The sequence below is a fragment of the Bacteroides intestinalis genome (assembly GCF_003464595.1).
Lineage (GTDB): Bacteria > Bacteroidota > Bacteroidia > Bacteroidales > Bacteroidaceae > Bacteroides > Bacteroides intestinalis_A.
This window is the reverse complement of the sequence record NZ_QRZF01000019.1, coordinates 36411-60339: the sequence shown is the minus strand read 5'-3', so window position 1 is coordinate 60339 and position 23929 is coordinate 36411. Positions and strand designations below refer to the sequence as shown.

At 40.9% G+C, this 23929-nt stretch carries 19 protein-coding genes; 15 read left to right on the top strand and 4 right to left on the bottom strand.

Going from position 1 to position 23929, the window contains the following annotated elements; all coding sequences use genetic code 11:
• Positions 1 to 40: 40 nt before the first annotated feature.
• Positions 41 to 733, bottom strand: a complete 693-nt coding sequence (locus tag DWW10_RS20415; RefSeq protein ID WP_118420701.1) for a DUF6250 domain-containing protein — start codon at positions 731 to 733, stop codon at positions 41 to 43.
• A gap of 236 nt (positions 734 to 969) precedes the next feature.
• On the opposite strand from DWW10_RS20415, the gene DWW10_RS20410 reads away from it, so the two are divergent.
• The 6 genes from DWW10_RS20410 (at position 970) to DWW10_RS20385 (ending at position 8888) form a co-directional block, all read left to right on the top strand.
• Positions 970 to 1881: a tyrosine-type recombinase/integrase gene (locus DWW10_RS20410; protein ID WP_118420670.1), complete on the top strand. Its 912-nt coding sequence runs from the start codon at positions 970 to 972 to the stop codon at positions 1879 to 1881.
• Between the two features lie 442 nt (positions 1882 to 2323).
• Positions 2324 to 2896, top strand: a complete 573-nt coding sequence (locus tag DWW10_RS20405; protein ID WP_118420671.1) for a DUF3575 domain-containing protein — start codon at positions 2324 to 2326, stop codon at positions 2894 to 2896.
• Positions 2897 to 2914: 18 nt separating this feature from the next.
• Positions 2915 to 4384: an OmpA family protein gene (locus tag DWW10_RS20400; RefSeq protein ID WP_022393247.1), complete on the top strand. Its 1470-nt coding sequence runs from the start codon at positions 2915 to 2917 to the stop codon at positions 4382 to 4384.
• Positions 4385 to 4477: 93 nt separating this feature from the next.
• On the top strand, positions 4478 to 5572 hold the full coding sequence (locus DWW10_RS20395) for a hypothetical protein (protein ID WP_022393246.1): 1095 nt from the start codon (positions 4478 to 4480) through the stop codon (positions 5570 to 5572).
• Between the two features lie 97 nt (positions 5573 to 5669).
• Positions 5670 to 6545 carry a FimB/Mfa2 family fimbrial subunit gene (locus tag DWW10_RS20390; RefSeq protein WP_022393245.1) on the top strand — a complete coding sequence of 292 codons (876 nt, stop codon included), beginning with the start codon at positions 5670 to 5672 and terminating at the stop codon, positions 6543 to 6545.
• Between the two features lie 12 nt (positions 6546 to 6557).
• Entirely contained in the window at positions 6558 to 8888 is a 2331-nt protein-coding gene (locus tag DWW10_RS20385) for a DUF4906 domain-containing protein (RefSeq protein WP_022393244.1), read from the top strand.
• Positions 8889 to 9029: 141 nt separating this feature from the next.
• On the opposite strand, the gene DWW10_RS20380 is transcribed toward DWW10_RS20385, so the two are convergent.
• Positions 9030 to 9545: a hypothetical protein gene (locus tag DWW10_RS20380; RefSeq protein WP_022393243.1), complete on the bottom strand. Its 516-nt coding sequence runs from the start codon at positions 9543 to 9545 to the stop codon at positions 9030 to 9032.
• Between the two features lie 232 nt (positions 9546 to 9777).
• Between DWW10_RS20380 and DWW10_RS20375 the strand changes: the two genes are divergently transcribed.
• The 5 genes from DWW10_RS20375 (at position 9778) to DWW10_RS20355 (ending at position 16569) form a co-directional block, all read left to right on the top strand.
• A complete protein-coding gene (locus DWW10_RS20375; RefSeq protein WP_118420674.1) occupies positions 9778 to 11706 on the top strand; it encodes a hypothetical protein in 1929 nt (642 codons plus the stop codon).
• A 3-nt stretch (positions 11707 to 11709) separates the two neighbouring features.
• Positions 11710 to 13233, top strand: coding sequence for an O-antigen ligase family protein (locus DWW10_RS20370; protein WP_118420675.1), 1524 nt, complete (start codon positions 11710 to 11712; stop codon positions 13231 to 13233).
• Between the two features lie 65 nt (positions 13234 to 13298).
• Positions 13299 to 15266 carry a hypothetical protein gene (locus DWW10_RS20365; RefSeq protein WP_022393240.1) on the top strand — a complete coding sequence of 656 codons (1968 nt, stop codon included), beginning with the start codon at positions 13299 to 13301 and terminating at the stop codon, positions 15264 to 15266.
• 7 nt (positions 15267 to 15273) lie between these two features.
• Entirely contained in the window at positions 15274 to 15789 is a 516-nt protein-coding gene (locus DWW10_RS20360) for a hypothetical protein (protein WP_022393239.1), read from the top strand.
• 258 nt (positions 15790 to 16047) lie between these two features.
• Positions 16048 to 16569: a hypothetical protein gene (locus DWW10_RS20355; protein ID WP_022393238.1), complete on the top strand. Its 522-nt coding sequence runs from the start codon at positions 16048 to 16050 to the stop codon at positions 16567 to 16569.
• Between the two features lie 243 nt (positions 16570 to 16812).
• On the opposite strand, the gene DWW10_RS20350 is transcribed toward DWW10_RS20355, so the two are convergent.
• Positions 16813 to 18150 carry a VapE domain-containing protein gene (locus DWW10_RS20350; protein ID WP_022393237.1) on the bottom strand — a complete coding sequence of 446 codons (1338 nt, stop codon included), beginning with the start codon at positions 18148 to 18150 and terminating at the stop codon, positions 16813 to 16815.
• A gap of 342 nt (positions 18151 to 18492) precedes the next feature.
• Here DWW10_RS20350 and DWW10_RS20345 point away from each other — a divergent pair, with 342 nt between their 5' ends.
• Complete coding sequence (locus tag DWW10_RS20345; protein WP_022393236.1) at positions 18493 to 19131, top strand: HU family DNA-binding protein; 639 nt, start codon at positions 18493 to 18495, stop codon at positions 19129 to 19131.
• A gap of 73 nt (positions 19132 to 19204) precedes the next feature.
• Here DWW10_RS20345 and DWW10_RS20340 read toward each other — a convergent pair whose 3' ends face one another.
• Positions 19205 to 20479 carry a DUF2851 family protein gene (locus DWW10_RS20340; protein ID WP_118420678.1) on the bottom strand — a complete coding sequence of 425 codons (1275 nt, stop codon included), beginning with the start codon at positions 20477 to 20479 and terminating at the stop codon, positions 19205 to 19207.
• Positions 20480 to 20575: 96 nt separating this feature from the next.
• On the opposite strand from DWW10_RS20340, the gene dapB reads away from it, so the two are divergent.
• The 3 genes from dapB (at position 20576) to lepB (ending at position 23918) form a co-directional block, all read left to right on the top strand.
• Entirely contained in the window at positions 20576 to 21340 is a 765-nt protein-coding gene (gene dapB / locus DWW10_RS20335) for a 4-hydroxy-tetrahydrodipicolinate reductase (protein WP_022393234.1), read from the top strand.
• Between the two features lie 91 nt (positions 21341 to 21431).
• Positions 21432 to 22904, top strand: a complete 1473-nt coding sequence (locus DWW10_RS20330; protein WP_022393233.1) for a S26 family signal peptidase — start codon at positions 21432 to 21434, stop codon at positions 22902 to 22904.
• An 81-nt stretch (positions 22905 to 22985) separates the two neighbouring features.
• A complete protein-coding gene (gene lepB / locus DWW10_RS20325; protein ID WP_022393232.1) occupies positions 22986 to 23918 on the top strand; it encodes a signal peptidase I in 933 nt (310 codons plus the stop codon).
• The last annotated feature ends 11 nt before the right edge of the window (positions 23919 to 23929 follow it).

Sequence of the window (23929 nt, the reverse complement as noted above, 5' to 3'; positions counted from 1 at the left end):
GATTAAGTTTCGTCATCATGGTATGAGAATATTAATGGGATTAATTCAAGCGTTCGATATGGAAGTTCGTGAAACGAACATGATTTTGCAGAAGGCGCAGGCCAAAATGACCATCGCCTGCACCGGTTTCGAGAGGCAGACGGAAAAGCTCCTCACCATCTACTAAGAAAGTTGTGCTATTATTCTGAACACGAATCCGGATATGATACCATCGGTTCGGCTTCAATAGATGAACAGGATCGGTATATTCTTTAATCAAAGGTTTGATGCGAGCCTCATCCACATCGTAGAACTGACCGTAGTAACGACGGAAACGGGTAGTGGTATTATCATTACCACCATAGCCTACATAGAACAGATTCAATGTATTATAGTTACGGAAGATGCCATTTCGCCAAGTGGAGCGGGCTAATAATTTGCCTGGGTGTTTCGGATCGTTTGCAGCCCAGAAGCAGTTCATGTCGCTAAGACGATCGTGTTCCCCACCATTCATCACCATGCAGATATGATAACTGATTTCATAATCACCGGTCAGACGGTCTTTATACCATAAAGTAAGCCCTTCGGGCACGATAAGTTCAAGCGTATCTTCACGGATGGTGAAGTCCATCATCCCCGACTGGTCTTCGGCAATCCAATGGCCCAAAGAAGCGTGCTCTTGCGCCAATAAAGTACAAGGGAGAACAAGGAAAATACATTTCCACAGAATATGTATGAAAGTTGAATGTGTCATTTCCGGTATTAGTTTCGTTTTACAATATTTCCACATTGCAAAGAAACGGTACTTTTTAGAGAAAATGACACATAAATCGTACAAAAAAGGTGTAGTATAGTAATAAAAGCAGTGCAAGACTGATATATAAATAGCTTTTAGAATTATTCCGACTTCTCCTTTAAACATTGTTTTTCACTGAACTTTTCCTATCTTTCAGCATTTATATAGCTCCACTTTTAATAAAAAGTCATATGATGAACAAAACAAACTTTATGGCCTACATGGCAACCCAGATTTCTGGCTTCAGGGAAGAGCAACGCATGGGAACAGCACATGTGTATCAGAGCACCTTTAATCGTGTTAATGATTTCGTGGGTAAAGTCCCCTTTGAGTTTAAAGAAGTTACCCCTTTGTGGTTAAAGGCTTTTCAAAACTATCTGTTATCCAGACAGCTACACTGGAATACCATTTCCACGTATATGCGCATGCTGCGTGCTGTCTACTATCGTGCAGTAGATGAAGGACATGCTCCCTATCAGCCCCGATTATTCAAATGTGTCTACACGGGAACAAAGGTGACAGTCAAGCGAGCATTGGACGAAGAGATACTGCGTAAATTTAAAAAGCCCATAACGGAAAATCGGAAATTAGAGCGCGCACGTATGCTGTTCATACTCTTATTTATGCTACGTGGTATCCCTTTTGTGGATATAGCATTTATGCGACGTTGTGATCTACAAGGTAATACCATAACTTACCGCCGTCGCAAAACAGGTACTTGGCTTACGGTACATGTAGAGCCTGAAGCAATGACACTTATCCAGCAGCTAAAGAACTCGGACAACAATTCTCCTTACCTGTTTCCATTAATTCGCCATCCGGGATGCAACGAATACCGACAGTATCAAAACGCATTACGTAATTTCAATTATTTATTGGGACATTTAATCAAGATCACTGGAGCACCAGTACGATTAAGCAGTTACAGTGCCCGCCATAGTTGGGCTACTATAGCCAATTACAGAAATTACCAACAAGAGCTCATTAGCAATGCAATGGGTCACTCATCAGTCAAGGTAACCGAAACTTACTTCAAGAGACATACAGATGAAAAAATAAATGAAATGAACAGGAAAATTATTTCTCATACATTTGTGTCTAAATAAAGTACAATGATCTTATAATCAACCAATAAACAAACAGAAATGAACATCTAAATTATTATATTGCTTTCTATTACTTTGTAGGTAACAGAAAATGATTTAACATCGCAAATATCTACAATAAATATAAATCACGCAAGAAAAACATGAAGAAATTTTAGATAAAAATTAAAAAACATTCTAGAATACATTCTAAATAAGGAAACCATCCATCAATAGTGCATTACGCATATTGATTTTATGCAATACACACATAGCTGTGTTATATTAAATTAACACAGTATTCTTTTTTATGCTCTTTTCAAATCTCAGAAATCCAAAAAGATTAATCTACATATCCACAATAAATACATTTGCAGTGGCTCTCTAGCCTATTTCTGTTACCTACAAAGTAACAGAAATGTTAAGCACAAGATATTAATCGAAAAAAACTCACATTATTAAAATGAAGAGCATGAAAAAGAGTCTTTGTATTATTTTTCTATTCATCGGCATCTCTTTATCTGCACAGAATGTTGCCATCAAGACAAACCTCCTGTACGATGCCACTACGACCTTCAACCTCAGCGCTGAAATAGGTCTTACCCCTCAGTGGACGTTAGATCTGTCCGCTAATTATAATCCTTTTTCATTTTCAGATGATAAGAAGTGGAAACATTGGATGGCACAACCTGAAGCCCGCTACTGGTTATGCGAGCGTTTCAATGGTCATTTTTTAGGTTTTCATCTACTGGGGGGACAATATAATGTAGGCAATATGAAGTTCCCACTAGGGATACTCCCTTCAACAAAGGATTACCGCTATGAGGGGTACTATTATGGGGCAGGCTTAGCTTATGGCTACCAATGGCTACTAAGTAATCGCTGGAGCCTTGAAGCAAGTCTAGGCTTGGGATACGTACGTGCACACTACGATAAATACGATTGTCCTAAATGCGGTGAATGGAAAGAAAAAGGGAACAAGAACTATTTGGGAGCAACCAAAGCCGCCATATCACTTATCTATGTTATTAAGTAAAAAAGGAAAAACTGAGTTATGAAGAGAATATTATATATCACAGGAATCTTGCTGAGCGCATCACTGTGGACACATGCACAGGAGGGACAACTTATCAATGTGAAAGTGATTAATGAATCGGTAACAAAAAATGGCCGTGAAGTGAATGTTAAGATGACGCTTGATTTGACAGATATGGAAATAGGCAACCAGAAAAGCGTACGTCTGAAACCAATCATTGTAGCCAAAACAGATTCTAAAGAATTAGAATTAACCCCTGTTGTAGTAGATGGCCGTACCCGAAACCGGATACATAAACGTATGAAAGCATTGACAGGAAAGTCAACAGTGGATGATGCCTATATGGTGGTGCGCCGTAAGAGCAATAAAAAGCAAAATGTGGAATACTCCATGACCTTGCCTTACGAACCTTGGATGGCACAGAGTCGTCTAATACTTCGTGAAGAAATGACTGGTTGCCTGGAATGTGAAGCGGGCACGCTCGCTACAGAAGAATCTTTAGTAAAGAACACCTTCCTACAACTGTTTCAGCCACAATATGTTACTACTTTTGTACAACCAGAAAAGGAGACAATAAAAGTACGCAATGAAATACGTGCAGTACGCCTTCAATATCGTCAGAACAGCTATATCATTGATCCGAAATTCAAAAACAACCAAGCAAAACTAGATTCAGTACATAATTCCATAGAAGTGGTAAAGACAAATCCCGATTTGACTATAACAGGTATTTATATAACGGGGTATGCTTCGCCCGAAGGTACAGTAGCCTACAATGAACATTTGTCTAAAAATCGTGCAGAAAATTTTGCTCAATATATGCAGAAGGACACAAATGTAGATGCCTCACTATGGCACGTAACTTGGAAAGGGGAAGACTGGAATGGATTGCGGAAAGAAGTGCTAAAGCACCCAAAACTCTTAAAAATAGATGAAGTTATAAAGATTATTGATGAGTGCGAAGATGATCAGGATGTTTGCGAACAGAGAATCAAGGACCTTGTTCCTCCAGAGATTTATCAGCGTCTACTGAATGAAATGTATGAACCCTTACGCCGTAATGAATATCGCATAGAGTATAACGTAAAAGAATTCAGTTTGGAGGAAGCTAAAAAACAGTTGAAAATCCGCCCGGATTTGCTAAGCATGGAAGAGATTTATATGGTAGCAGACTCTTACGGAGAAGACTCCCCCGAATATAAAGAAGTACTATTGATTGCGGCCCATACCTATCCAGACAAAACCTCGGCAATAGTAAACGGGGCTAACGTGGAAATGGAACGCAACAATATAGCTGCCGCTATCTCAATGATAGAGAAATCGAAAGCTGTCCATACCCCTGAAGCATTAAACTGCTTGGGTGTAGCCTATGCGAAAAACAAACAATATGATAAAGCAAAAGAGACACTAAAACGTGCAACTGACGCCGGAAACATGGAGGCCAAGATCAATCTGGAACAATTAGCCAGAGTTATTGCTGACTTATAACAGACAGAGTCCCGGTAAAACATGATAAATAAAATCAGTTAGCATATACATAATAAAATTAAGTTATCAATTATTTACTAATCAATTTAAATTATGAAGTTAAGCAAGTATGTTATGCTGGCATTAGCTGGATTAGCTTTTGCAGCATGTAGTAATGAAGATGCAGAACAGAATTCCCTCAGTAACGGGAAAAGTGTTTCAATTTCTATTGCCAATATGGCAAAACCAGATAGCCGCGCAACAGGTAGTTTTAGCGATGAAACTCAAAAAATACCTGTTGCAGACATCTCAAATCTGAAGGTGATCTTTCTGGCAGGAGATCAAATTAGCTCTACCACAACATTTGATAAAGGCACTAATGTTGATGGTATATATACTTTCCACAAAGTTCCAGGTGATGTGAATGCCGTTGCCATTTTAGGGAACACCGATAAGGTAATAACAGTACACTCAAGTTTTAGTACTTTATTGGATGCTATAAAAAAAGATCTTATAGGCCAGCAATCAACACCAAACGACATTGTAGTATACGGAAAGAGTACATCATGGTCTGCAAGTGGTTCATGTTCAGATGAAAGTGGAGCTACATCCACACTTTACGATGCAGGTCAGATAACCGTACAACCTCTATTGGCCAGAATAGAGATTGGTGGCATTGCATGTACCGATTTAGGAGAGAGTTCAGCCAGTGAAGTAGCTCTCTATAAAGAATTAACTTTATCAAAAATTGGTATTGATAATATTCTGACAACAGTTGATGGCAGTGAGACTATCAGTTATCCGGCAACAGAACAGGGACAAAAAGACTGGAATGCCGCAACAGGCTGGTATATAGATCCTTTCAATCCAGAAATAGAATTAAAAGATAAGGATGCATTGCCTAATGTATATGTTTACAATGTAGCTCCAGGAGCAGCTCCCCGCATCATACTGACCGTTGCAAACGGAGTATTCAATAATGGAGTAAGTGGAAATTTGGATATGCCTCAATACGTAAGAGCATCCAGTTATACTGATGATAAAGGTACAGAAATCACAGCTTTCGAAGCTGGTAAAATCTATAAAGTCAACTACGCTTTCACCTGTAACAACATCAAGCCATGGATACCGGTAGAAACAATCTGTGTGAAAGTTGATATTGTAATTCCAAACTGGATAATTGTAAACCTGACTCCGGATTTTGATTAATTCCCTAACCCTAATTTTTATAAAAGGCAGTGTGCAGTAACCATATAATACTGCACGCTGTTCATAGCTATTCCACAATTTATAAGCATACAGAATAATGATGAAATACATAAATCCATTCATAATCCTGCTTTGGGTCGTTCTGGTGGCAGGATGTATCAAAGAAAATAGGGATGACTGCGGCCGTTGCACTCTTCGTTTCAGCTACGTTGGCGATGGTACTACGGAAATCTTTCAAAAAAAGATTGAAAAGGTGAATCTGTATGTCTTTGATGCGAACCACAACTGCATAGTCTCCCGCACGCTTAAGCAGAACGAACTAAGCACTCAAAGCATCAGTCTTGAGCTCTCTCCTGGAACATATCGCGCTGTATGTATTGGTAATGCTTTTGAAGCAACTGTAATCACAGATGTCAATTGTGGAAACTATAAAGATATACATTGCACACATCCGTGTTGCCTATCGGGAGACATTATCCATTCCAATGACTCTCTCTATCAGGGAAGCAAAGAATTCGCAGTTCCTAAAAATCGGGAACTGACAGAAACCATTCCCTTTTCTGCTTCACACATAGATATGTATGTAGAAGTAAAAGGTTATATAGAAACTGCTGCCCGCTCTACTTCACCTTTAAAACTTGAAGTTAACAACCTATCAACCTGGGTAAACTTCAATAACGAAGTAACAGACGATGAACTGGCAACATATTATCCACTGTCTGATGTAAAAAAACAAAGTTACGTATACCGGTTCAATATTTTAAAGCAAACAGAACACCCTTGCCTGAAATTGTATGACTCAGACAACAAGGAAATTTTCAGTATGCAATTGGCCGACTTCCTTGAAAAACACCCTGAAATAAATATTGATAAGAATGAGACTATTATCCCTATTCTTATTGAATTCAAGAGTATAGGAGTAGAAGTAAGCATACCTGACTGGGCCATAGAAGACGTAAAACCGGAATTCTAAAATAATCGTAATATGAGAAATATAAAGATTCACAATATATTCTATCTGTATAAAAGGGCAGACATCTTTCTTTTACTATTAGGAGTACTCCTTTGGACAAGTTGCATCAAAGACGATTTTAAGAGTACCCCTGTAGTCAATGGAGAAGTTATACTAAATGTAAAGTTGCCAAAACCTATTATATCATCTACCACTACACGTGCCGGTGCCATTGATTTTGATATAGTCAATGACTTGAATATCATTATTGCAGCGGGCAGTAATGAAGAATCAGACATACAAGAAATCTTCTATCTCCCCTTCAATGACGAAGCAAGCGTCATATTACCTGATGGAGTTACTTTTGTGTCTCAGGAAAACAATAGTTATTCACTCCATTTTTCCGCAAAGTATTTGGAAGACAAAGGATACGTGGCAAGTACTATCTATGTGGTTGCCAACTATGGTTCAAGTATGCAAATCAAAGGTCCTCATAATGTCGGGGAATTACAAAGAATAAAGGAAGAAACCTCTAGCCTATCCGGTATTATCAGCGGAAACAGTATGCTATTTGCTAAAGCTATAGAAAATGAGACACATACCGATGCAGATGGAACTGTCGGCAAAACTCTGAAAGCGGAGTTACAACGTCTCGCTGCATTAGTAACAGTCAGAATTGATGGAAGCGGATTAAAAGATGACGTAATCATAACACCTACCAGAATTCAGTTACACAGGGTCCCTAAGGAATGTTTCATAGGTCAACCAAATATCGACTTGAATGCTTCGACTGACATTGTCCAAAATGGCGAATTCAAAGAAACGGCATCTTACAAATGGTCACGAGTTGCCAATGAAGTAACTGTTGAAAAATACAAAGAACAATTTTCTAATCTGTCCACCCATAGTGGTAAACATTATTTCGAAGGTAATAGTTGGAATGAAGGTATAGAAACAAACTATACTGATCAGGACGTTGCACCTTTGTTTCTATTTGAAAATACTCATCATGAAGACTTCGGCGCTGCCGAAACAAACCAGAAATATAAGCGCCCAGCTGCAGCAACCGGCATTACTCCTGAAGAAATTGATGCTGCAGCCCAAAACTGCTCATACCTTGAAGTATCGGCAAATTATTTAAGGTATAAAAATGATGGAGAAATTATTTCCGGTCCAGTATCTTTCCGAATATTCTTAGGGGGAGATGTCATCTCTGACTTCGATGTAATTCGTAACCACTATTACGCAGTAACTTTATCACTATCAGGATATGCTGTAACCGAAGGAGGACAAATAGATCCAGAAACTGGTGAATTGGAAACAAATTCAGATGATATAACCTGGCGCATGGAAACCGAACTAGGTGAAGCATCATTTGTTTCAGGAGATATAAATGTAAATGCAAGCGGAGAATACATACCAATTGAAGTCATGGCCGGAGAAAATACAACTTATACCATTTCCGGGAGTGGAGACTATTTTCTTTGGGTATATGATCCGGACAGTTACAATAAAACAGGTTGGGAAAGTGTAGCTGGTGGTTCGGACCTTAAAGCAACAAACGGTATTTTATGGATTTATGCTCAACCAATGGTACCGGAAAGTGGAGCTACAGCAACATCCCGTTCATGTAAAGTAACCATCTCAGTAAATGGTGAAGAAATTCAGACTATCGAAATCAAACAGTATGCCCCGATCGTATACGATGTCCCCGATGATCTAGCAAATAAAATATTCGGCCATACAAATATTAGTATTTTGATCGACAGGGTAGACAGACAGGCTATGCCCTGGGGCTTCAAAGGTGAAGTTCTGGATAAAAATGTAGGCTTTGACGCCACATATCCACACGGCTATGCCAACTGTTTCCATTTAATCGATCAAGCAGGAGGATGCGAACATTATAAAGTAGCACAGTCTTATCTCCCGTGGGGAAAAGAAAATGGTGGAAGTGCCATGGTATATGCTATGACATTTTATGGACTGCCGGAACAAGCCCCATCTGGTAATATAGATGACTTGTTAAACGATCATAGTCTACCAAATCTTAGTGCAAGCCCGAGTTATACCGATTACTTTTGGACTCTTCCGGCTATTGCAGAATGGCAGATGATTGAAAAAGCTTGGTTAGCTGGCAGTTTTAATGTAGCGGATGCTGAACCCTTACATGACTTTATGGAATATTGGACCTCAGATGCTGTAAGTTTAGTATCCGATATAGATGGAGGAGACGAAAAAGCTTATACTTATCAAATAGGAAGGGATTTACATTCACTTAGTGAAGATGATACATACCCTGAAAACTTGATAAAAGACCGTGATACTCCATTGCGTTTCCGGTTAATAGCAGTAAAGAAGAATTAAAAAAGAAAAGCCAGTCACATTCTTTTTGTGAAAAAGGAAGTGGCCTGTTGTTTGTTTTGTTGATATCCCATTCCTGCCAAGCGAGGTAAGGAATGGGATTCATTTAGATGATATTAACGGATAAGGCGCCCTTTTTATATGCTAAGGATGTATCTCCTCAAACGCCTTATTCTCTTCCTCTATAGTAGTGATTGTTTCCGGCAGCTCACTGATAGGAAGATCAAAGTTATACCAGTCGGTATAGCAATCGGTGACATACCACTTTCCGTCAATTAGTTCGAACACTACGCGAAGAGAAGCTTCCGACTCATCATAGCCAGCCTCAAACTCTTTATGTTTGGGGTTGTTTACTGTGAAGCGGGAGACATAAACTCCACCTTCCTCGTCTGTGATACGCTCTTCTTTAAATGCATCTTCGCCCAACAACGCCCACTTCTCACGTGTAAACGGAAAAACCTTCTCCGTCTCACCATCCTCCTCCAACAGGGCAATAGGAGTTTTCAACGGAAACTTGATACGAGAATACTGGAAAGAGGCACTGGAAGTAAATTTCTTGAGGAATGTTTGGAAGTCCTCATTAGCTGCGGCAGCATGACCGTTTGTAGTCGTCAGCATAAGTACCGCGAAAAGACAAAATACAAAGTGAATTGCCTTCATCTAGTTACAATGTCAAAGGGTTTATTAATCAGGCGCAAAGATAATGCAAAATCCGAAAGCAATATAAAATAAGCTGCTTATTTTATATTGTTAAGGTGTAGTTTATCTTATCCGCAGAAGATAACAATAATCCATCCGCTCCCATATCTTCAAACATATGAGATAATATTACAAAGAACATACATATTATATCCGTTCCTTTACTGCTAATAACACGATATATCTAATACTTATGAAAATAATAATATCATTTATGCTTTTTAGTATTCTGACATCATGTATTCAACAAGGAAGTCAGTTAGAGCAAGCAATATCGCAAAGTGGAGACAACCATGTTGAATTGGAGAAGGTCTTGTTACACTATTCCGCCAATCAATCCGACAGTTTGAAATTAAAAGCAGCAAAGTTTTTAATAGAAAACATGCCGGGACATTATTCCATTCTATCAGATGAATTAAGCAATTACAAACAGCATCTTTTGCAATACGACGCATATCTTAAAGCTCCTGCACATATAAGAGCCATGTTTGATGTTTATCCTTACCAGGCAAGCCTGGTAAAATTGCTCCACCCCAAAAAGGTAGAAGATATAAAGATTATCAAAGCAGATTATTTAATAGATAATATAGATAAAGCTTTTCTTCATTGGGAAGGTCCCTGGGGAAAGCATTTGACGTTTGAAGAATTTTGCGAGACATTACTTCCGTATAGGGTTGATATTGAACCATTATCCAATTGGAGGGATTCTTTATCATCTGAATTCACCACTACAATGAATTGGCTTTCTCATGTGGATGAATATGCATATTCACCTTATCAGGCATGTCAGGTCATAAATGATACACTTTATAAATCAACTAATTACGCTAATCACATTTTCCACGGATTTCGACATTCTTTAATATCACAGAATGCAAAAGATTGGAATTGTGTTCAATACGTCTATGGAGCTCAATATGTGATGCGAGATTTGGGGATACCTGTTCATATAGACTATATTCCTCAATATGGTGTTCGAGGAAGTCGCCATTATTGGAACAGCGTATTGCATTATACCGGGCGCTCCTATCCTTTTCAAGGATACAATTCAGGACCGGAACGTTCTTTGAATCCTCATAATGGAATCATTAAAGTTTTTCGTCAGTCATATGCCCGTAACAAATATTGGGTGTCAGAGAAAGCAAGAGGCGAACCTATACCTCCATTTTTTGAAAATCCTTTTGTGAAAGATGTCTCTCATGAGTACCAACGTACCTTTAACATAAAGGTTGATTTAACCCATGAAAGCGTGGAAAAACGACAATTTGCCTATTTATGTGTATTTAATAATGAGAAATGGGTTCCGATACACTTTGGAAGAATAAAAAAGAATTCGGTTGTATTTGAGAATGTTGGAACCGGAGTTGTTTGTGTGGCAGGCTATTGGATAAACGAAGAAGTAGTTCCCGCATCATATCCGTTTCTAATTAAAAGTACAGGAGAACTCAGCTATTTATGTCCAGACAAGAACCAAATACAAAGTATCCGCCTCAAACGCAAATATCCACTGGTTAATTGGATTAATCGCAATAGTGACAGGCTGGTAGGAGCGAAAATAGAGGCATCACATAACTCTACCTTTATTCCATCAGTCGAGGTTTCCAGTATATCAGAAAACGCATATTCCAACTATGCAGACCACTACATCCCTTATTCGGAAAAATACCGTTATTGGAGAATACGAATTCCAGGTTCGAAAGCTTCAATCGCCGAATTGCAGTTTTTCTCAGATAATGACAGCATTCCACTAAATGGTCGTTTTTTTGCCTCACCTAAAGAAATAGAGTTCGAACAAAAAAAGGCGGCACTTTCTGACTTGGACAAATTAACTTCTGTGGAAATACGAGACTGGCTTGCCATTGATTTTGGGCTCCCAGTCAGCATCAGTCGCATTCATTACCTGCCTTTAACAGATGACAATAATATAGTCCCCGGTGAAACTTATGAACTGCTGATTAGTGATGACAAAGAATTCAATAGCTTAGGAATAAAAGTGGCCGAACATTCATATATTGATTTTGATTCGGTACCAGTTAATGGACTCTATTGGATAAGAAATCATACAAAAGGGCGCGAAGAGAGAATTTTCACATTTGAGAAGAATAGAGTTGTTTTTAGATAGAAAATGATGAAACAGACCTTGACATATACGGATTTGTACGCTTGTGCATTTGCCCTGTATATTGCTCTCCATACTATATGGACTTCCAACAACCTCATGGAGAGAGGTGATTGGTTGGTGTGGGGATATGTGGTAACCTGCTATATACTAACACGCTGCCTAACAAGCTCCTGGCAAAACAGACTATTGGTGATAATCGTTATTTCCGGGTTTATTCAGTCTCTCATTGCATGGAGGCAATTTTATGGTTGGACAGAGTCTAACCATAGCAGCTTTTTGGTTACAGGCAGTTTTAAGAATCCCGCTCCTCTGGCGGGATATATTGGTGCATGCCTGATATTAACTATAGAATTAATGCAATTATATCATAAGAGAAACAGGAAAATCACCTTTTTATTAATACCTGTGGCAGTCTCAATGTTCGGAGTCATCATCCTCTCCTATTCCAGAGCAGCATGGTTAGCCCTACTGATACTCATTGCGTGGCAAATTGTGAGATATTATAAAGTCCAGCGTCGTTATTTATCCGTTATTGCAATATTGCTCATTTTATGTTCAGCAGGTTTCTATTTTCTAAAGAAAGAATCTGCCGATGCGCGACTATTTATATGGAGCACCAGTAGTCAACTCATTTATACTTCTCCGCTGACCGGCTCTGGAGTAAACAGCTTTGCATCCCAATATATGTATGCGCAAGCCGAATATTTTGCGAATCATCCGAAGTCACCCTACAAACTCAAAGCATCCGACAATAACCATGCCTTTAATGAATATCTGCGCATTGTTATTGAATATGGAATTGCCGGATTTATACTACTATTTTTACTATTCAGAAGTGTTTCATTCCTTCATCCTGTTTTATTGTTCTATAGCGTCTTTGCTCTTTTCTCATATCCATTGAGTATTGCACCTATTGTTTTACTGATAGCCATTATGTTAGCCTCTCATCCAGGGAAAACCATCTGCTATTATTCTAAGTATGTCCTGATTGCTTTCTTTTTATTTATATCATGCATCCTCGGCTACACAACCTATCGTTTCAAGACAGAAGAATGGAAATTGGAAAGTATGATTCACGAATATGAACATCTTCCCAACCCCGAATTAGAAGATAGGCTATATGAATGCTATCCCCACTACAAAAACAACCGCACATACATAGCCTCGTGTGCTATGCAGTTTTATAAAAATAAAAACTACCCCAAAGCAGAGATTATGCTGCAACGGGCCTCAGTATTATTCCCTTCCTCAAGAATTTTATATGATTTGGGTAATTGTTATCATAACCTTCAGAAATATGAAGAAGCGGAGCAGGCCCTATTAACCTCATGCAATATGACTCCGGGCTATATATTGCCACGATATTACTTATTTCGTCACTATGTCGAAACGAACCAAATCTGCAAAGCACAGGAAAATGCCCGACTGATTATTCAAGATAGTTTTAAACAAGAGGGTTCTATTGCTCTTCAGGTGAGACACCTGACAAAAGAGTATTTAGAGAAAACAAAGAAAGGAGGTGAATAAAAACGCAATAAACTTTATCGATAAAACAGAGTGATCTTATTAGTAACCAACATTAATACATTAAAATGAAAAAGAAAAAACTAATATTTATTTTAGCACTATTCACCGGCTTGTGGTATTCTTGCTACGACGATTTGCCCGGCTCGCAGAAACACAAGCAAGCAGATACTCAGCAAACGGGTGACAATACAATGAGCCTTGACGCAGTAAAGAGGTATTATTCATGCATCCCCCAACTGGCTTTGCCTCAGACACAGGATAAAGTACATGAGCATGGGGCAAATGACAGTACGAATGTAGTGAATGACAGTACTCACATACACACGGATGCGTGCCGGCATGAGCATGCAACACGAAGCTTGCCGGATGTTCAGGGAAGCAACATCGTTCTCCTGTGGGATGAATCCAGAGAATGGTCGGACTCAACATTCAATTATGTAGAAATACCCTTAAATGTCAGCGGAGGGAAATTATACGCCCATAAAACGATGAAACGAAAGGGTAAAAAGACTATCTTTGAGCGTATTAAACCAGAGTGTATGCTTGTATTCGAGCAAAAGCGCGGAGAAAAAAAGATAGATTGCTATATGGTTACGCTGGTAGGAGAAAAAGGCTATATAAAAAAGCACGGGAAGAAAATGAAAACAATGCGTCACATTCCCGATGATCACGCTTTTACCGGAGTGTGGTACAAGTCCTATCTCAGCGGACGCATTAAGTCTGCCTATTATTACTCTAATGGAAAAAGAACGCACAAGATTTTCAGAGCTACGTGTCAGCAACAGTCCGATTATTCGAAAGATAATGACTTTCTTTCAATCAGTTTGATAGATCGCTCTCTATCGGTTTCCAGTTATTCTATCGATTGGGAAAATGATGTGTATTATTGCGCATTTTGTGGTCTGTACCACACGTATGACGGAGGCGGGTGTGAAGTCTTGATTGAGTATTGTACCAGATGTGGACAAAACGTTAATGACTGTTCCTGCTGTTACTATTGTGGAAATAATCCATGTACTTGCAATGATTGTTTCGTATGCGGAAACGATCCATGCACTTGTTATTCCCAATGCCCCGATTGTGGACATGATCCTTGCATTTGCTGTCCGGATTGTGGTAATTATCCCTGTACTTGTTGCCCCGTTTGCGGCAATTCTCCTTGCACTTGTGATGACGGAAATACAAATCCTGACAATCCGGATGACTGTAATGGTCCCAAATGTCCGGAGTGTGGAGGACTGATTATGGATGGCATAGCCACAAGGGCGAGTGTTTCTTGTCCAATATGTGATGGAAAAAGATGTCCGGTTTGTGAAAAAAGACACTGTAAAGAAGTCCATAGCAACTGTGATCCAATCCCTGCTTCCGGCAAGATCAAAGCAAGTGCGAACACTATGTATAATACGATGAAGAATGCCCATCCTGATGGTCCCAAAACATTTGCTTTCAGTGATTTTGAGAATCTTCTCAGAACTAATGGACATAATGAGAACTCCATTAGTCTGTCTTATTATGCAGATGACAATACATATAGATTAAAAGAGTTAGTAGAAGGAAATTCTCCAACCAGTGTCACAATTTATACGCATAACACGACTGTGGCTACCATACATAATCATCCTAACGGTACCCCACCGTCCGGAATCGACTTCTTGAATACAGCCAAATGGGTGTCCGAGAATAATGTTTATTCAACCACGTATGTCTATACCACCAGTGGTAATTATGCACTATATATTGAAGATGTCCAAAAAGCGGAACTGTTTTATTCTAAATATTCGGGGTGTCTCTCAGATACGGAGACAAAGATGTTTAAAGCAGAATCCGATTTAGATAAAAAATGGGAAAGTATCTATAATAAATTGAAAGGATTATCCGATACCGACAGGCACATGATGTCGCTTGCCGAATTGGCCGAACAAACTAATTCAGGGATTCGTATATTGAAAAGTGAGTCTTCAAGCAGCAACTCTTTCGGGTTATACTATACCCAAACAATTGATGATAGAATTATACCGTATAATTGTAAATAATAAACTTATGAAAAATTTAATTCTAATTTTGTCACTATTTGTGGCATCCATATCTGCTTTTGCACAAAACAGATATATATCTTTGCAAGAATGCAATAACGATACTCTCGAATATGTGAAAGCGAATTTTACAGGCAAGAACATTGAAAAGTACATAAACCAACCATTCGGAATATTTGCAGATGATTTCGATTTAGATTTTCATCTGATAGGAAAGTCTGTGATATCTATTAAGTCTCCAAGAGAGGTAGAAGCTATAAAAATATCATACAAGAATGAAGGTAAATTTCACCTTAAAAAGAAATTTCCGTTATATTGTTGCTTTGTCCAGTTTCACCAACCATATCCTTCAATGGGTGGCTTTATAACATACAAAGATAAAAATAGAGTAAATGAAAATACAGCTATAAGGGAATACTTCGGCAATTTCATTATAAAAGACATAGAATTTATATTACTTTTCAGCAATGGAGACACTTCTAAAGATAAATTTTGGTATTGGAAAGATTTAGGATTTGATTGAAAGTTTATATATAAAAAAATGAATATCAAACGATAACATTTGTTCAACATATAAGCAAATATATCAAGTTAACTAAAAGCATACCTATAGTTTTAGGGAGTACAAGACAATTTTGAGTTGTTTTTCTATTTTCAGTTGTTCATTGTCAGCTTTGTTACTATTGAAAACAGAAAAACAACCTCAAAAAGAGTCCGCATATTGAAACTAAGCAAAATCCAAACAGGATTTTAATACCGTATAACTGTAAATAACAAACTTATGAAAAATTTAATTCTAATTTGGTCACTATTGGTGGCATCCATATCCGCTTTTGCACAAGACGGATATATATCCTTGCAAGAATGTAATAATGATACGCTCGAATATATAAAAACAAATTTTACAGGGAAGAATATTGAAAAGTACATTAACAAACCGTTCGGAATATTTGCAGATGATTTTGAATTAAAATTCTATTATATAGGAAGGTCTAGTAAGGATAATTTCCCATACCCTAGGGAAGTACGAGGTATAAAAATATCATATTTGGGAGATGACAAGTTCCATCTTATAAAAAAAGTCCCAATATATTGTTGTTTTATCAAATTTTATGAACCATACCCAAAGAGTGCTGGGATTGCAGAATACGAATTTAAAAACAGAGTAGATCAAAATAGAGCCATAAGGGGATATCTTCGTGATTTCATTATAGAAGATATGGAATTTATATTGTTCTTCAGCAATGGAGAAACCACTAGAGGAGACAAGTTCCGTTATTGGAAAGGATTAGGATTTGATTGAAAATTTATATCATTGCTGTCCACTAAAAAAGTAGATAGCAATGACTTTGTATATAAAATGAATAGCAAACAATAACATTTGGTCGGTATATAAGCAAATATACCTATAGTTTTAGGAATAACAAGACACTTTTGAGTTGTTTTTCTATTTTCAATCGTTACATAGTCAGCTATGTTCCTCTTGAAAATAGAAAAACATCTTCATCAAGCATAAATACCTATTCGTGTATTACCTTTCCACAACCTATTTCTCTTCTTGCAGTTCTTTCAGCCCTCCCTGAGTCTCCCTATCCATCGGCTTTCCGGCTGAAACTTCCAGTCTTCTCACCACCTCATACACATTGCCGTATTCCGTATGTCTCCTTTTCAGTCCTGCCCGAAGCAATACTTGCCCGAAGCGCATGGGGTTACTGCCTCGCATGGCGGCAGGGTTGGCCGTTTGCAATTCGCTGAAAATGTCGGCGGCGGTCAAGTCAAGGCTCTTTTCATGGGCAAGCGGGGTGCGGAACCGGGAAGCGAGTACCTCTTCAACAAGACTGGTACGATAGAACTTTTCATTGTACCTTTGCAATTCTTCCTCTTCTTTCTTGGTGAACCAGTTACGCCGTCCGGCAGACAGTTCAGCTTTCAGTTGGGCAAAAATCTGGTCATGCTCTATGTGGGTGCAGTCGATATCGTGCTTCACTTCCACGCAGAAGAAACGGCGGCTGCCCGTCGGATCGGTGAGCAGGTCAAAGCGGTTGCTTGTACCGATAAATGAGGCTACGCGAGGTAGTTGCCGGAAATTCTGCTGATAGGCCTTGCGGATGTTGAGGGTGGACATCTGCATCAGGTTCTTCAGCAACGGCATCTTGTTTTCGGCGTATTTATCAAATTCATCCATATTCAGCAGTCCCATTTCCGCCAATAGCCGTTCGGCTTGTCCCTGCGAGGTGAGTTTCAGGTTGTCGGTGTAGTAACGCATCAGCACGTCAGGCATCAGTGAGCGGCAAAAGGTACTCTTCCGGCGCCCCTGTTCCCGGCTGACAAGAATAGGCGCTACACTGTTGGCATGCAGTCCGGACTGATCCATCCATTGCGAAGCAAGCCCCAGCATCCATGTGTGGAAGCCTTGCACCCACAACGGACGACAAGAAACGCGTTGGGCAAGCGCAGTCAGCCGGTCGTGTCCGTCCCAGGCGGGCAGCTCTTCCATGTAGAGGTGAAAAGGGTGATAAGAGGCGATGTAAGAGGAATAGACATAACGGCTCAGGTCCTTGTCCCAACAAGGAATACCTTCGTCATGCGCTTCAATGCATAAAGCATTCAGTTCCCGCTTACCGATAGGAATGAAAGGAGTGGTACGTTGTCCGGCAGGGCGAAACTCGGTCTCATCCGTCAGTAGGTTGTAGCGAAAGTCGTAACGGGTTGTCAGGAATTCCTTTACATTGCGGGTCAGGAGCAAAGTCGCATTAGCGGCATTCTTCGATATTTTAAGTTTTGTTTCCGGTTTTGTCGCTTTCAGCTTTTCCGCAAAAGTCAGTAGTTGGCTTGCCTCGCGCAAAAGTCGGTGCTGTTGCAATGTCATTCGATTCTTCTTCATGATGTTTTTTGTTTTCTTTTAATGGTTAATGGTATCGGTTTGTCGAGCTCGATGCTACGAAGTTACTATGCGGAATAGGGGTTTTGCAAGCTTTTCCCTATTATTTTTATCATAAAAACGCTTGCAGAAAAAGATAGGGCTTTTATACGCGTAACCCACTTATTTATGTATCTTTGCATACTTCTTTATAAATGACCGACCAAAGTCATTCGTTCTACTGACTGGAGTTATTCGATTGAGTGACTGGAATTATTCGATCTGCCAACCGGAGTGGTTCATTTATAAACGAGCACCTTTGGCACAATAAAGTAAGGATATTAACCGCATAAAGAGATAAGATTTATGTCAATAGTATATGATTGGTATGAGAACCCCAATGCTGAGGGTGATCCGGAAGAAAGGGGATTGCATCCCCGCCCGTTGCTTAACGGAAAAGTCACAATGAAACAATTGTATGCCCGCGTGCATGCCCGCAGTTCGCTCACGACGGGCGATGTGATGAACGCGATAGATTGCCTGACGCAGATTTGTGGTGAGGAGTTGCGCGAAGGCCGTGAGGTACACATTGAAGGTCTGGGGTATTTCTCCCCAACACTGGAAGCTACGCAGAAAGTAACCCGTAGCACACCGAACAAGCATCTGAAAGTACGGTTAAAGAGTATCAGTTTCCGTCCTGACGTCAATCTGAAAAGTGCGCTGACGGGCATCACGACCACCCGGAGCAAATATACCCGCCACTCCCAACGCCTCTCGGAAGTGGAGATAGATATGCGCCTGAAAGAGTACTTCACCGAGCACGACGTACTGATTCGCTACGATTTCCAAAATCTGTGCAGTATGGCACGCACTACCGCCAACGGACATTTAAAACGGCTGCAGGAGGAAGGTAAACTGACGAACGTAGGGCGACGTACGCAACCCATCTACCGTCCCATGCCGGGATTTTATGGTATGTCGCGAGATGCGGAGGTGAAGCGGTGAAAGGGAAAAATAATTTCAGCCGGAATACCGATGAACAAGGAACTCCGGCAAGAACTGAAAGAACAGAACCTTCTTATTTCTGCCTCAGATACTCAAAGCCGAAACGACAGCGCAGGCAGTCTTTCCTATCGCAATACTCTTTCTGAAGTTGCAACAAAGCCTGCGAATCAGCAGCAGTAGATACAGGTAGCCCTGCCCCACTCCAATGGCGAATGATGTGATTATCTTCTGCCTTCAGGCTCTCAAGAAAACGGGTGGCACGCTCGCAGAGTGCTCCGTCTGCTTTATGCAGGCCATAGGCGTATAAGAAAGGAATAACAGTGTTAATGGCAATCAGGCTCTGAGCATTCTTCCCCACTTGCTTTTCACGGGAGGAAGAGACTTTCCGGAAATTGAAATGCTCTTCCCAATACGGGGAGGTACTAATAGTCAGTAGTTTCTGGACAGCTTCCAGCGTTTCCGCTTCCATGATGCGGGAGAAGAGCGAGCGCTCCTTATAATACAAGTTTGCCAACTGTGCCAGCCGGACATGGGGAAAATTGCCGGGACGCAAACGGAGAAAACGCCATTGAGTGGCAGGCATTGGAGCCGATAATTCAAACTTATGCTGCAAATAGCGGAACTCTTTCTGTAACTTCCGGTAATATTCATCCGCATCCGGCAATTCCTCATCCAGCAACCCGGCTTGTCCGAAGAAGAAAGCTTCCACCTGAAAGAGATTGTCGCGGTGCTTACCTATCGCCCGGAAAGGCAAATGATTGGCCCATGTCTCAAAAGCATCCCCATTCAGCCCGAAACCAAAGTTACGGGACAAGGTAATGAAGAATACATCTTCCCAATGATTATTGCAATGTTCCAATCGGGCAACAATAGCACGGGCCTTCTGTTCAAAGCGCTCCACCTGCAAAGCAGAAAGCCAGGAATGAACAATGAGTTTCGGAAGAGAAGATAATATGGAATAGCAAGGAGGATAAATCTCCGCATGGTTCAGCTCGGCATAGTGCCGACGGATGGACTCGGGGCAAAAAAGCTGCAACTGGGGTACCGGTGCACCGTTCGCACGAAACACTTCGCAATCTACGGTCTCCGCTACATGCAGGATCACGTTATCATAAGCAACATCTTTATCGTGCCCATGCCGCATCCAGTCGGAGGCAACAGTGTGCACTTCAACGTTTCCCACCCAGAGGGTACCGTCTATTTTCAGTTTGGCATTAAAGAAGTCGGGGCCTGCATTTGTGTTCGGTAGTCCGGCATCTATCACCTCAACCGGCTTGCCGGTAGTCGTCCGAAGCATCTTCAAAGGAAAGATTTTATGCTTCCAGACGTAATGCAATAGTAGTTCCATTGTTAACAAGAAGTTAATATTGCCCGCAAATGTAAGAAAAACATTACCTTTGCGACCTATAAAATGTTGATAAAGTGAATTAAAACAGAAGAAAGAATGAAAATAGCATTAATCGGTTACGGAAGAATGGGTAAGGAAATCGAGAAGATTGCCCTCAGTCGCGGACACGAGATTGTCAGCATCATCGATGTAGATAACCAGGAAGATTTTAAATCGGATGCTTTCAAGAGCGCTGATGTTGCCATAGAATTCACCAACCCCATGGTAGCCTACAATAATTATATAAAGGCTTTCGAAGCCGGTGTGAAGTTAGTTTCCGGCAGTACGGGTTGGATGAACGAACATGGCGATGAAATCAAAGAGCTTTGTACCAAAAGAGGTAAAACGCTATTCTGGGCGTCTAACTTCAGTCTGGGCGTCACCATTTTTTCTGCCGTGAATAAATATCTGGCAAAAATAATGAACCAGTTCCCGGCTTACGATGTGACGATGAGTGAGACACACCATATCCACAAACTGGATGCTCCAAGCGGTACGGCTATCACGCTTGCCGAAGAAATTCTGGAAAACCTCGACCGTAAAGAACGCTGGGTGAAAGGAACCATGCAGGCACCGGATGGAACCGTTTCAGGTTCTACCAAATGTGCGGCCAATGAACTCCTCGTCAGCTCTATCCGCGAAGGGGAAGTGCCGGGTATCCATGTAATCCGCTACGAATCGGAAGCTGACAGCATTATCCTTACGCACGATGCCAAGAACCGCAAAGGTTTTGCGCTGGGTGCCGTACTTGCTGCCGAATTTACTGCCAATAAAGAAGGTTATCTGGGAATGAGCGACTTGTTCCCTTTTTTAAAAGACTAAAAGATACAAGGAAACAAGGTGACAAGACACAAGGGAGTTGCCCTCCTGTCAACTCGTTAACTTGTTCCCTCGTCAACTAAAAAAATATATTATGAGAAAAGCAACTCGCGCCCAATGGATTAAATTTGCAATCATCACCGTGCTTTACCTCGCCTTTCTGGTATGGGTAAAAAGCTGGTTGGGACTGATTGTCCTACCCTTCATCTTCGACATTTACATCAGCAAAAAAATCCCCTGGGGCTTCTGGAAGAAGTCTAAGAATCCGGCTGTACGCAACATCATGAGTTGGGTAGACGCTATCGTGTTTGCACTGGTAGCTGTTTACTTCGTCAATATCTACGTATTCCAGAATTATCAGATACCTTCTTCTTCACTGGAGAAATCATTGTTGGTAGGCGATTACCTCTACGTCAGCAAATTAAGCTACGGTCCGCGCGTACCCAATACGCCATTGTCCATGCCGCTGGCTCAGCACACCCTGCCACTGGTAAATACCAAATCGTACATTGAGTGGCCCCAATGGGACTACAAACGTGTTCCGGGTCTGGGCAAAGTGAAGCGGAATGATATCGTAGTATTCAACTTCCCTGCGGGAGATACCGTAGCAACCAACTATCAGCAAACGGACTTCTATTCCCTTGCCTACAACGAAGGGCAGCGGATGTATCCGAATCCCGTAAATATGGACAGTCTGACGCGTAAGCAACAACGTGCCGTTTACGATTTGTACTACAATGCCGGAAGGAACCTGATACTTTCCAATCCTAAAATGTATGGTGACGTTGTTGTCCGCCCTGTAGACCGCCGCGAGAACTATGTAAAGCGTTGCGTCGGATTACCGGGAGATACACTTGAAATCAGGGATGCCCAAGTCTATATCGACGGGAAGCCTCTTGAAAATCCGGAAGACATGCAGCTCAACTATCTGGTACAGACCACAGGCCCGTACATCACAGAAGATATGTTCCGCGAACTGGGCATCAGCAAGGACGATCAGGCAATGGTCACTAACGAAAGCCTGTTAATGGAGATGGGATTAACCCACCGTGATGCACAAGGGCGCCTGGCTCCTACCTACGATCTGCCACTGACAAAGAAAATGCTTGAAACGCTATCGGGTAATAAGAAACTGATCAGCCGCATCGTCATGGAACCGGAAATGTTCACCGGTCAAATGTATCCGTTGAACCTCTATACAAAGTGGGATCGCAATAACTACGGCCCAATCTGGATACCGAAGAAAGGTGCTACCATCAAACTGACCGAGGATAATCTGCCTATCTACGAACGTCCTATCAGAGCATATGAAGGCAATACGCTGGAAGTAAAAGAGGATGGTATCTACATCAACGGTAAAAAGACAGACGAATATACCTTCAAGATGGACTATTACTGGATGATGGGTGATAATCGCCACAACTCTGCCGATGCCCGTTCCTGGGGATTCGTTCCGGAAGATCATGTCGTAGGCAAGCCGATTGTAGTTTGGCTGTCACTCGATAAGGATCGCGGCTGGTTTGACGGTAAAATCCGTTGGAACCGAATATTTAAGTGGGTAAAATGATGCCAAATTAAAGAATGAAAGAATTAAAGAATGAAATGGGATACACTTTCATTTTTTAATTCTTTAATTATTAATTTCGATATGAAAGCATGGAAGATAACGGGAGCAATCATCGGAATAATACTCGTTGTAGTGTTACTCCGGGGTTGCGTTATGACTTCCTACCTTATTCCCTCATCGGGTATGGAGAACTCCCTGTTTCAGGGAGAACGTATCCTGGTAAATAAATGGAGCTATGGGCTGCGCCTTCCCCTCATGGCGTTGTGGAATTATCATCGCTGGGGAGACAGTCCCGTAGAAAAGGAAGACATTATCGTCTTCAACAATCCGGCTAATCTTTCAGAGTCTGTCATTTCCCGACGCGAGGTATTCATCAGCCGTTGTATTGGTGTGCCGGGAGATACGTTACTGATAGATTCCCTGTTTTCCGTCATCCCATCGGAAAAGAACGCTCCCGACCAAAAGTTTCTGTACGACTATCCCCGGAAAAAGGAGAAGCAGCTTGATTCATTACTCACTCTCCTTTCTATATGCGATAATCGCCTGATGGGACAGGATAGCATAAAGAATGTACGTAGTTTCAGCCGTTACGAATATTATCTGCTGGAACAAGCCATGAACGGAAACTGCTGGATAAAACTACTGGATAAGAAAGACTCCATAGAGGCCTTACGTCCGCTGATTGTTCCCGGTAAGGGAAAAGCTGTACGTGTATATCCGTGGAACCGGACTCTGCTACGCAATACCTTGGTGCTGCATGAAAAAAAACAAGCTGAGATTAAAAACGATACCTTATATATAGAAGGTAAACCTGTGCAACATTGCTACTTTACCAAGGATTATTACTGGGTAAGTGCTAATAACTCCATCAATCTCTCTGATTCCCGTCTGTTTGGTTTTGTCCCTAAAGATCATATTATCGGCAAAGCCTCGCTCATCTGGTTTTCTAAGGAGAGCGAAACCGGGCTGTTCGGAGGGTATCGCTGGAAACGTTTCTTCAGTCCCGTACAATAGAAAAGGAGAGA

What these genes read in the sequence shown, in the direction of transcription:
- DWW10_RS20415 (WP_118420701.1), bottom strand. Translation starts at nt 733, where the DNA reads ATGACACATTCAACTTTCATACATATTCTGTGGAAATGTATTTTCCTT.
- DWW10_RS20410 (WP_118420670.1), top strand. Translation starts at nt 970, where the DNA reads ATGAACAAAACAAACTTTATGGCCTACATGGCAACCCAGATTTCTGGC.
- DWW10_RS20405 (WP_118420671.1), top strand. Translation starts at nt 2,324, where the DNA reads ATGAAGAGCATGAAAAAGAGTCTTTGTATTATTTTTCTATTCATCGGC.
- DWW10_RS20400 (WP_022393247.1), top strand. Translation starts at nt 2,915, where the DNA reads ATGAAGAGAATATTATATATCACAGGAATCTTGCTGAGCGCATCACTG.
- DWW10_RS20395 (WP_022393246.1), top strand. Translation starts at nt 4,478, where the DNA reads ATGAAGTTAAGCAAGTATGTTATGCTGGCATTAGCTGGATTAGCTTTT.
- DWW10_RS20390 (WP_022393245.1), top strand. Translation starts at nt 5,670, where the DNA reads ATGATGAAATACATAAATCCATTCATAATCCTGCTTTGGGTCGTTCTG.
- DWW10_RS20385 (WP_022393244.1), top strand. Translation starts at nt 6,558, where the DNA reads ATGAGAAATATAAAGATTCACAATATATTCTATCTGTATAAAAGGGCA.
- DWW10_RS20380 (WP_022393243.1), bottom strand. Translation starts at nt 9,545, where the DNA reads ATGAAGGCAATTCACTTTGTATTTTGTCTTTTCGCGGTACTTATGCTG.
- DWW10_RS20375 (WP_118420674.1), top strand. Translation starts at nt 9,778, where the DNA reads ATGAAAATAATAATATCATTTATGCTTTTTAGTATTCTGACATCATGT.
- DWW10_RS20370 (WP_118420675.1), top strand. Translation starts at nt 11,710, where the DNA reads ATGATGAAACAGACCTTGACATATACGGATTTGTACGCTTGTGCATTT.
- DWW10_RS20365 (WP_022393240.1), top strand. Translation starts at nt 13,299, where the DNA reads ATGAAAAAGAAAAAACTAATATTTATTTTAGCACTATTCACCGGCTTG.
- DWW10_RS20360 (WP_022393239.1), top strand. Translation starts at nt 15,274, where the DNA reads ATGAAAAATTTAATTCTAATTTTGTCACTATTTGTGGCATCCATATCT.
- DWW10_RS20355 (WP_022393238.1), top strand. Translation starts at nt 16,048, where the DNA reads ATGAAAAATTTAATTCTAATTTGGTCACTATTGGTGGCATCCATATCC.
- DWW10_RS20350 (WP_022393237.1), bottom strand. Translation starts at nt 18,150, where the DNA reads ATGAAGAAGAATCGAATGACATTGCAACAGCACCGACTTTTGCGCGAG.
- DWW10_RS20345 (WP_022393236.1), top strand. Translation starts at nt 18,493, where the DNA reads ATGTCAATAGTATATGATTGGTATGAGAACCCCAATGCTGAGGGTGAT.
- DWW10_RS20340 (WP_118420678.1), bottom strand. Translation starts at nt 20,479, where the DNA reads ATGGAACTACTATTGCATTACGTCTGGAAGCATAAAATCTTTCCTTTG.
- dapB (WP_022393234.1), top strand. Translation starts at nt 20,576, where the DNA reads ATGAAAATAGCATTAATCGGTTACGGAAGAATGGGTAAGGAAATCGAG.
- DWW10_RS20330 (WP_022393233.1), top strand. Translation starts at nt 21,432, where the DNA reads ATGAGAAAAGCAACTCGCGCCCAATGGATTAAATTTGCAATCATCACC.
- lepB (WP_022393232.1), top strand. Translation starts at nt 22,986, where the DNA reads ATGAAAGCATGGAAGATAACGGGAGCAATCATCGGAATAATACTCGTT.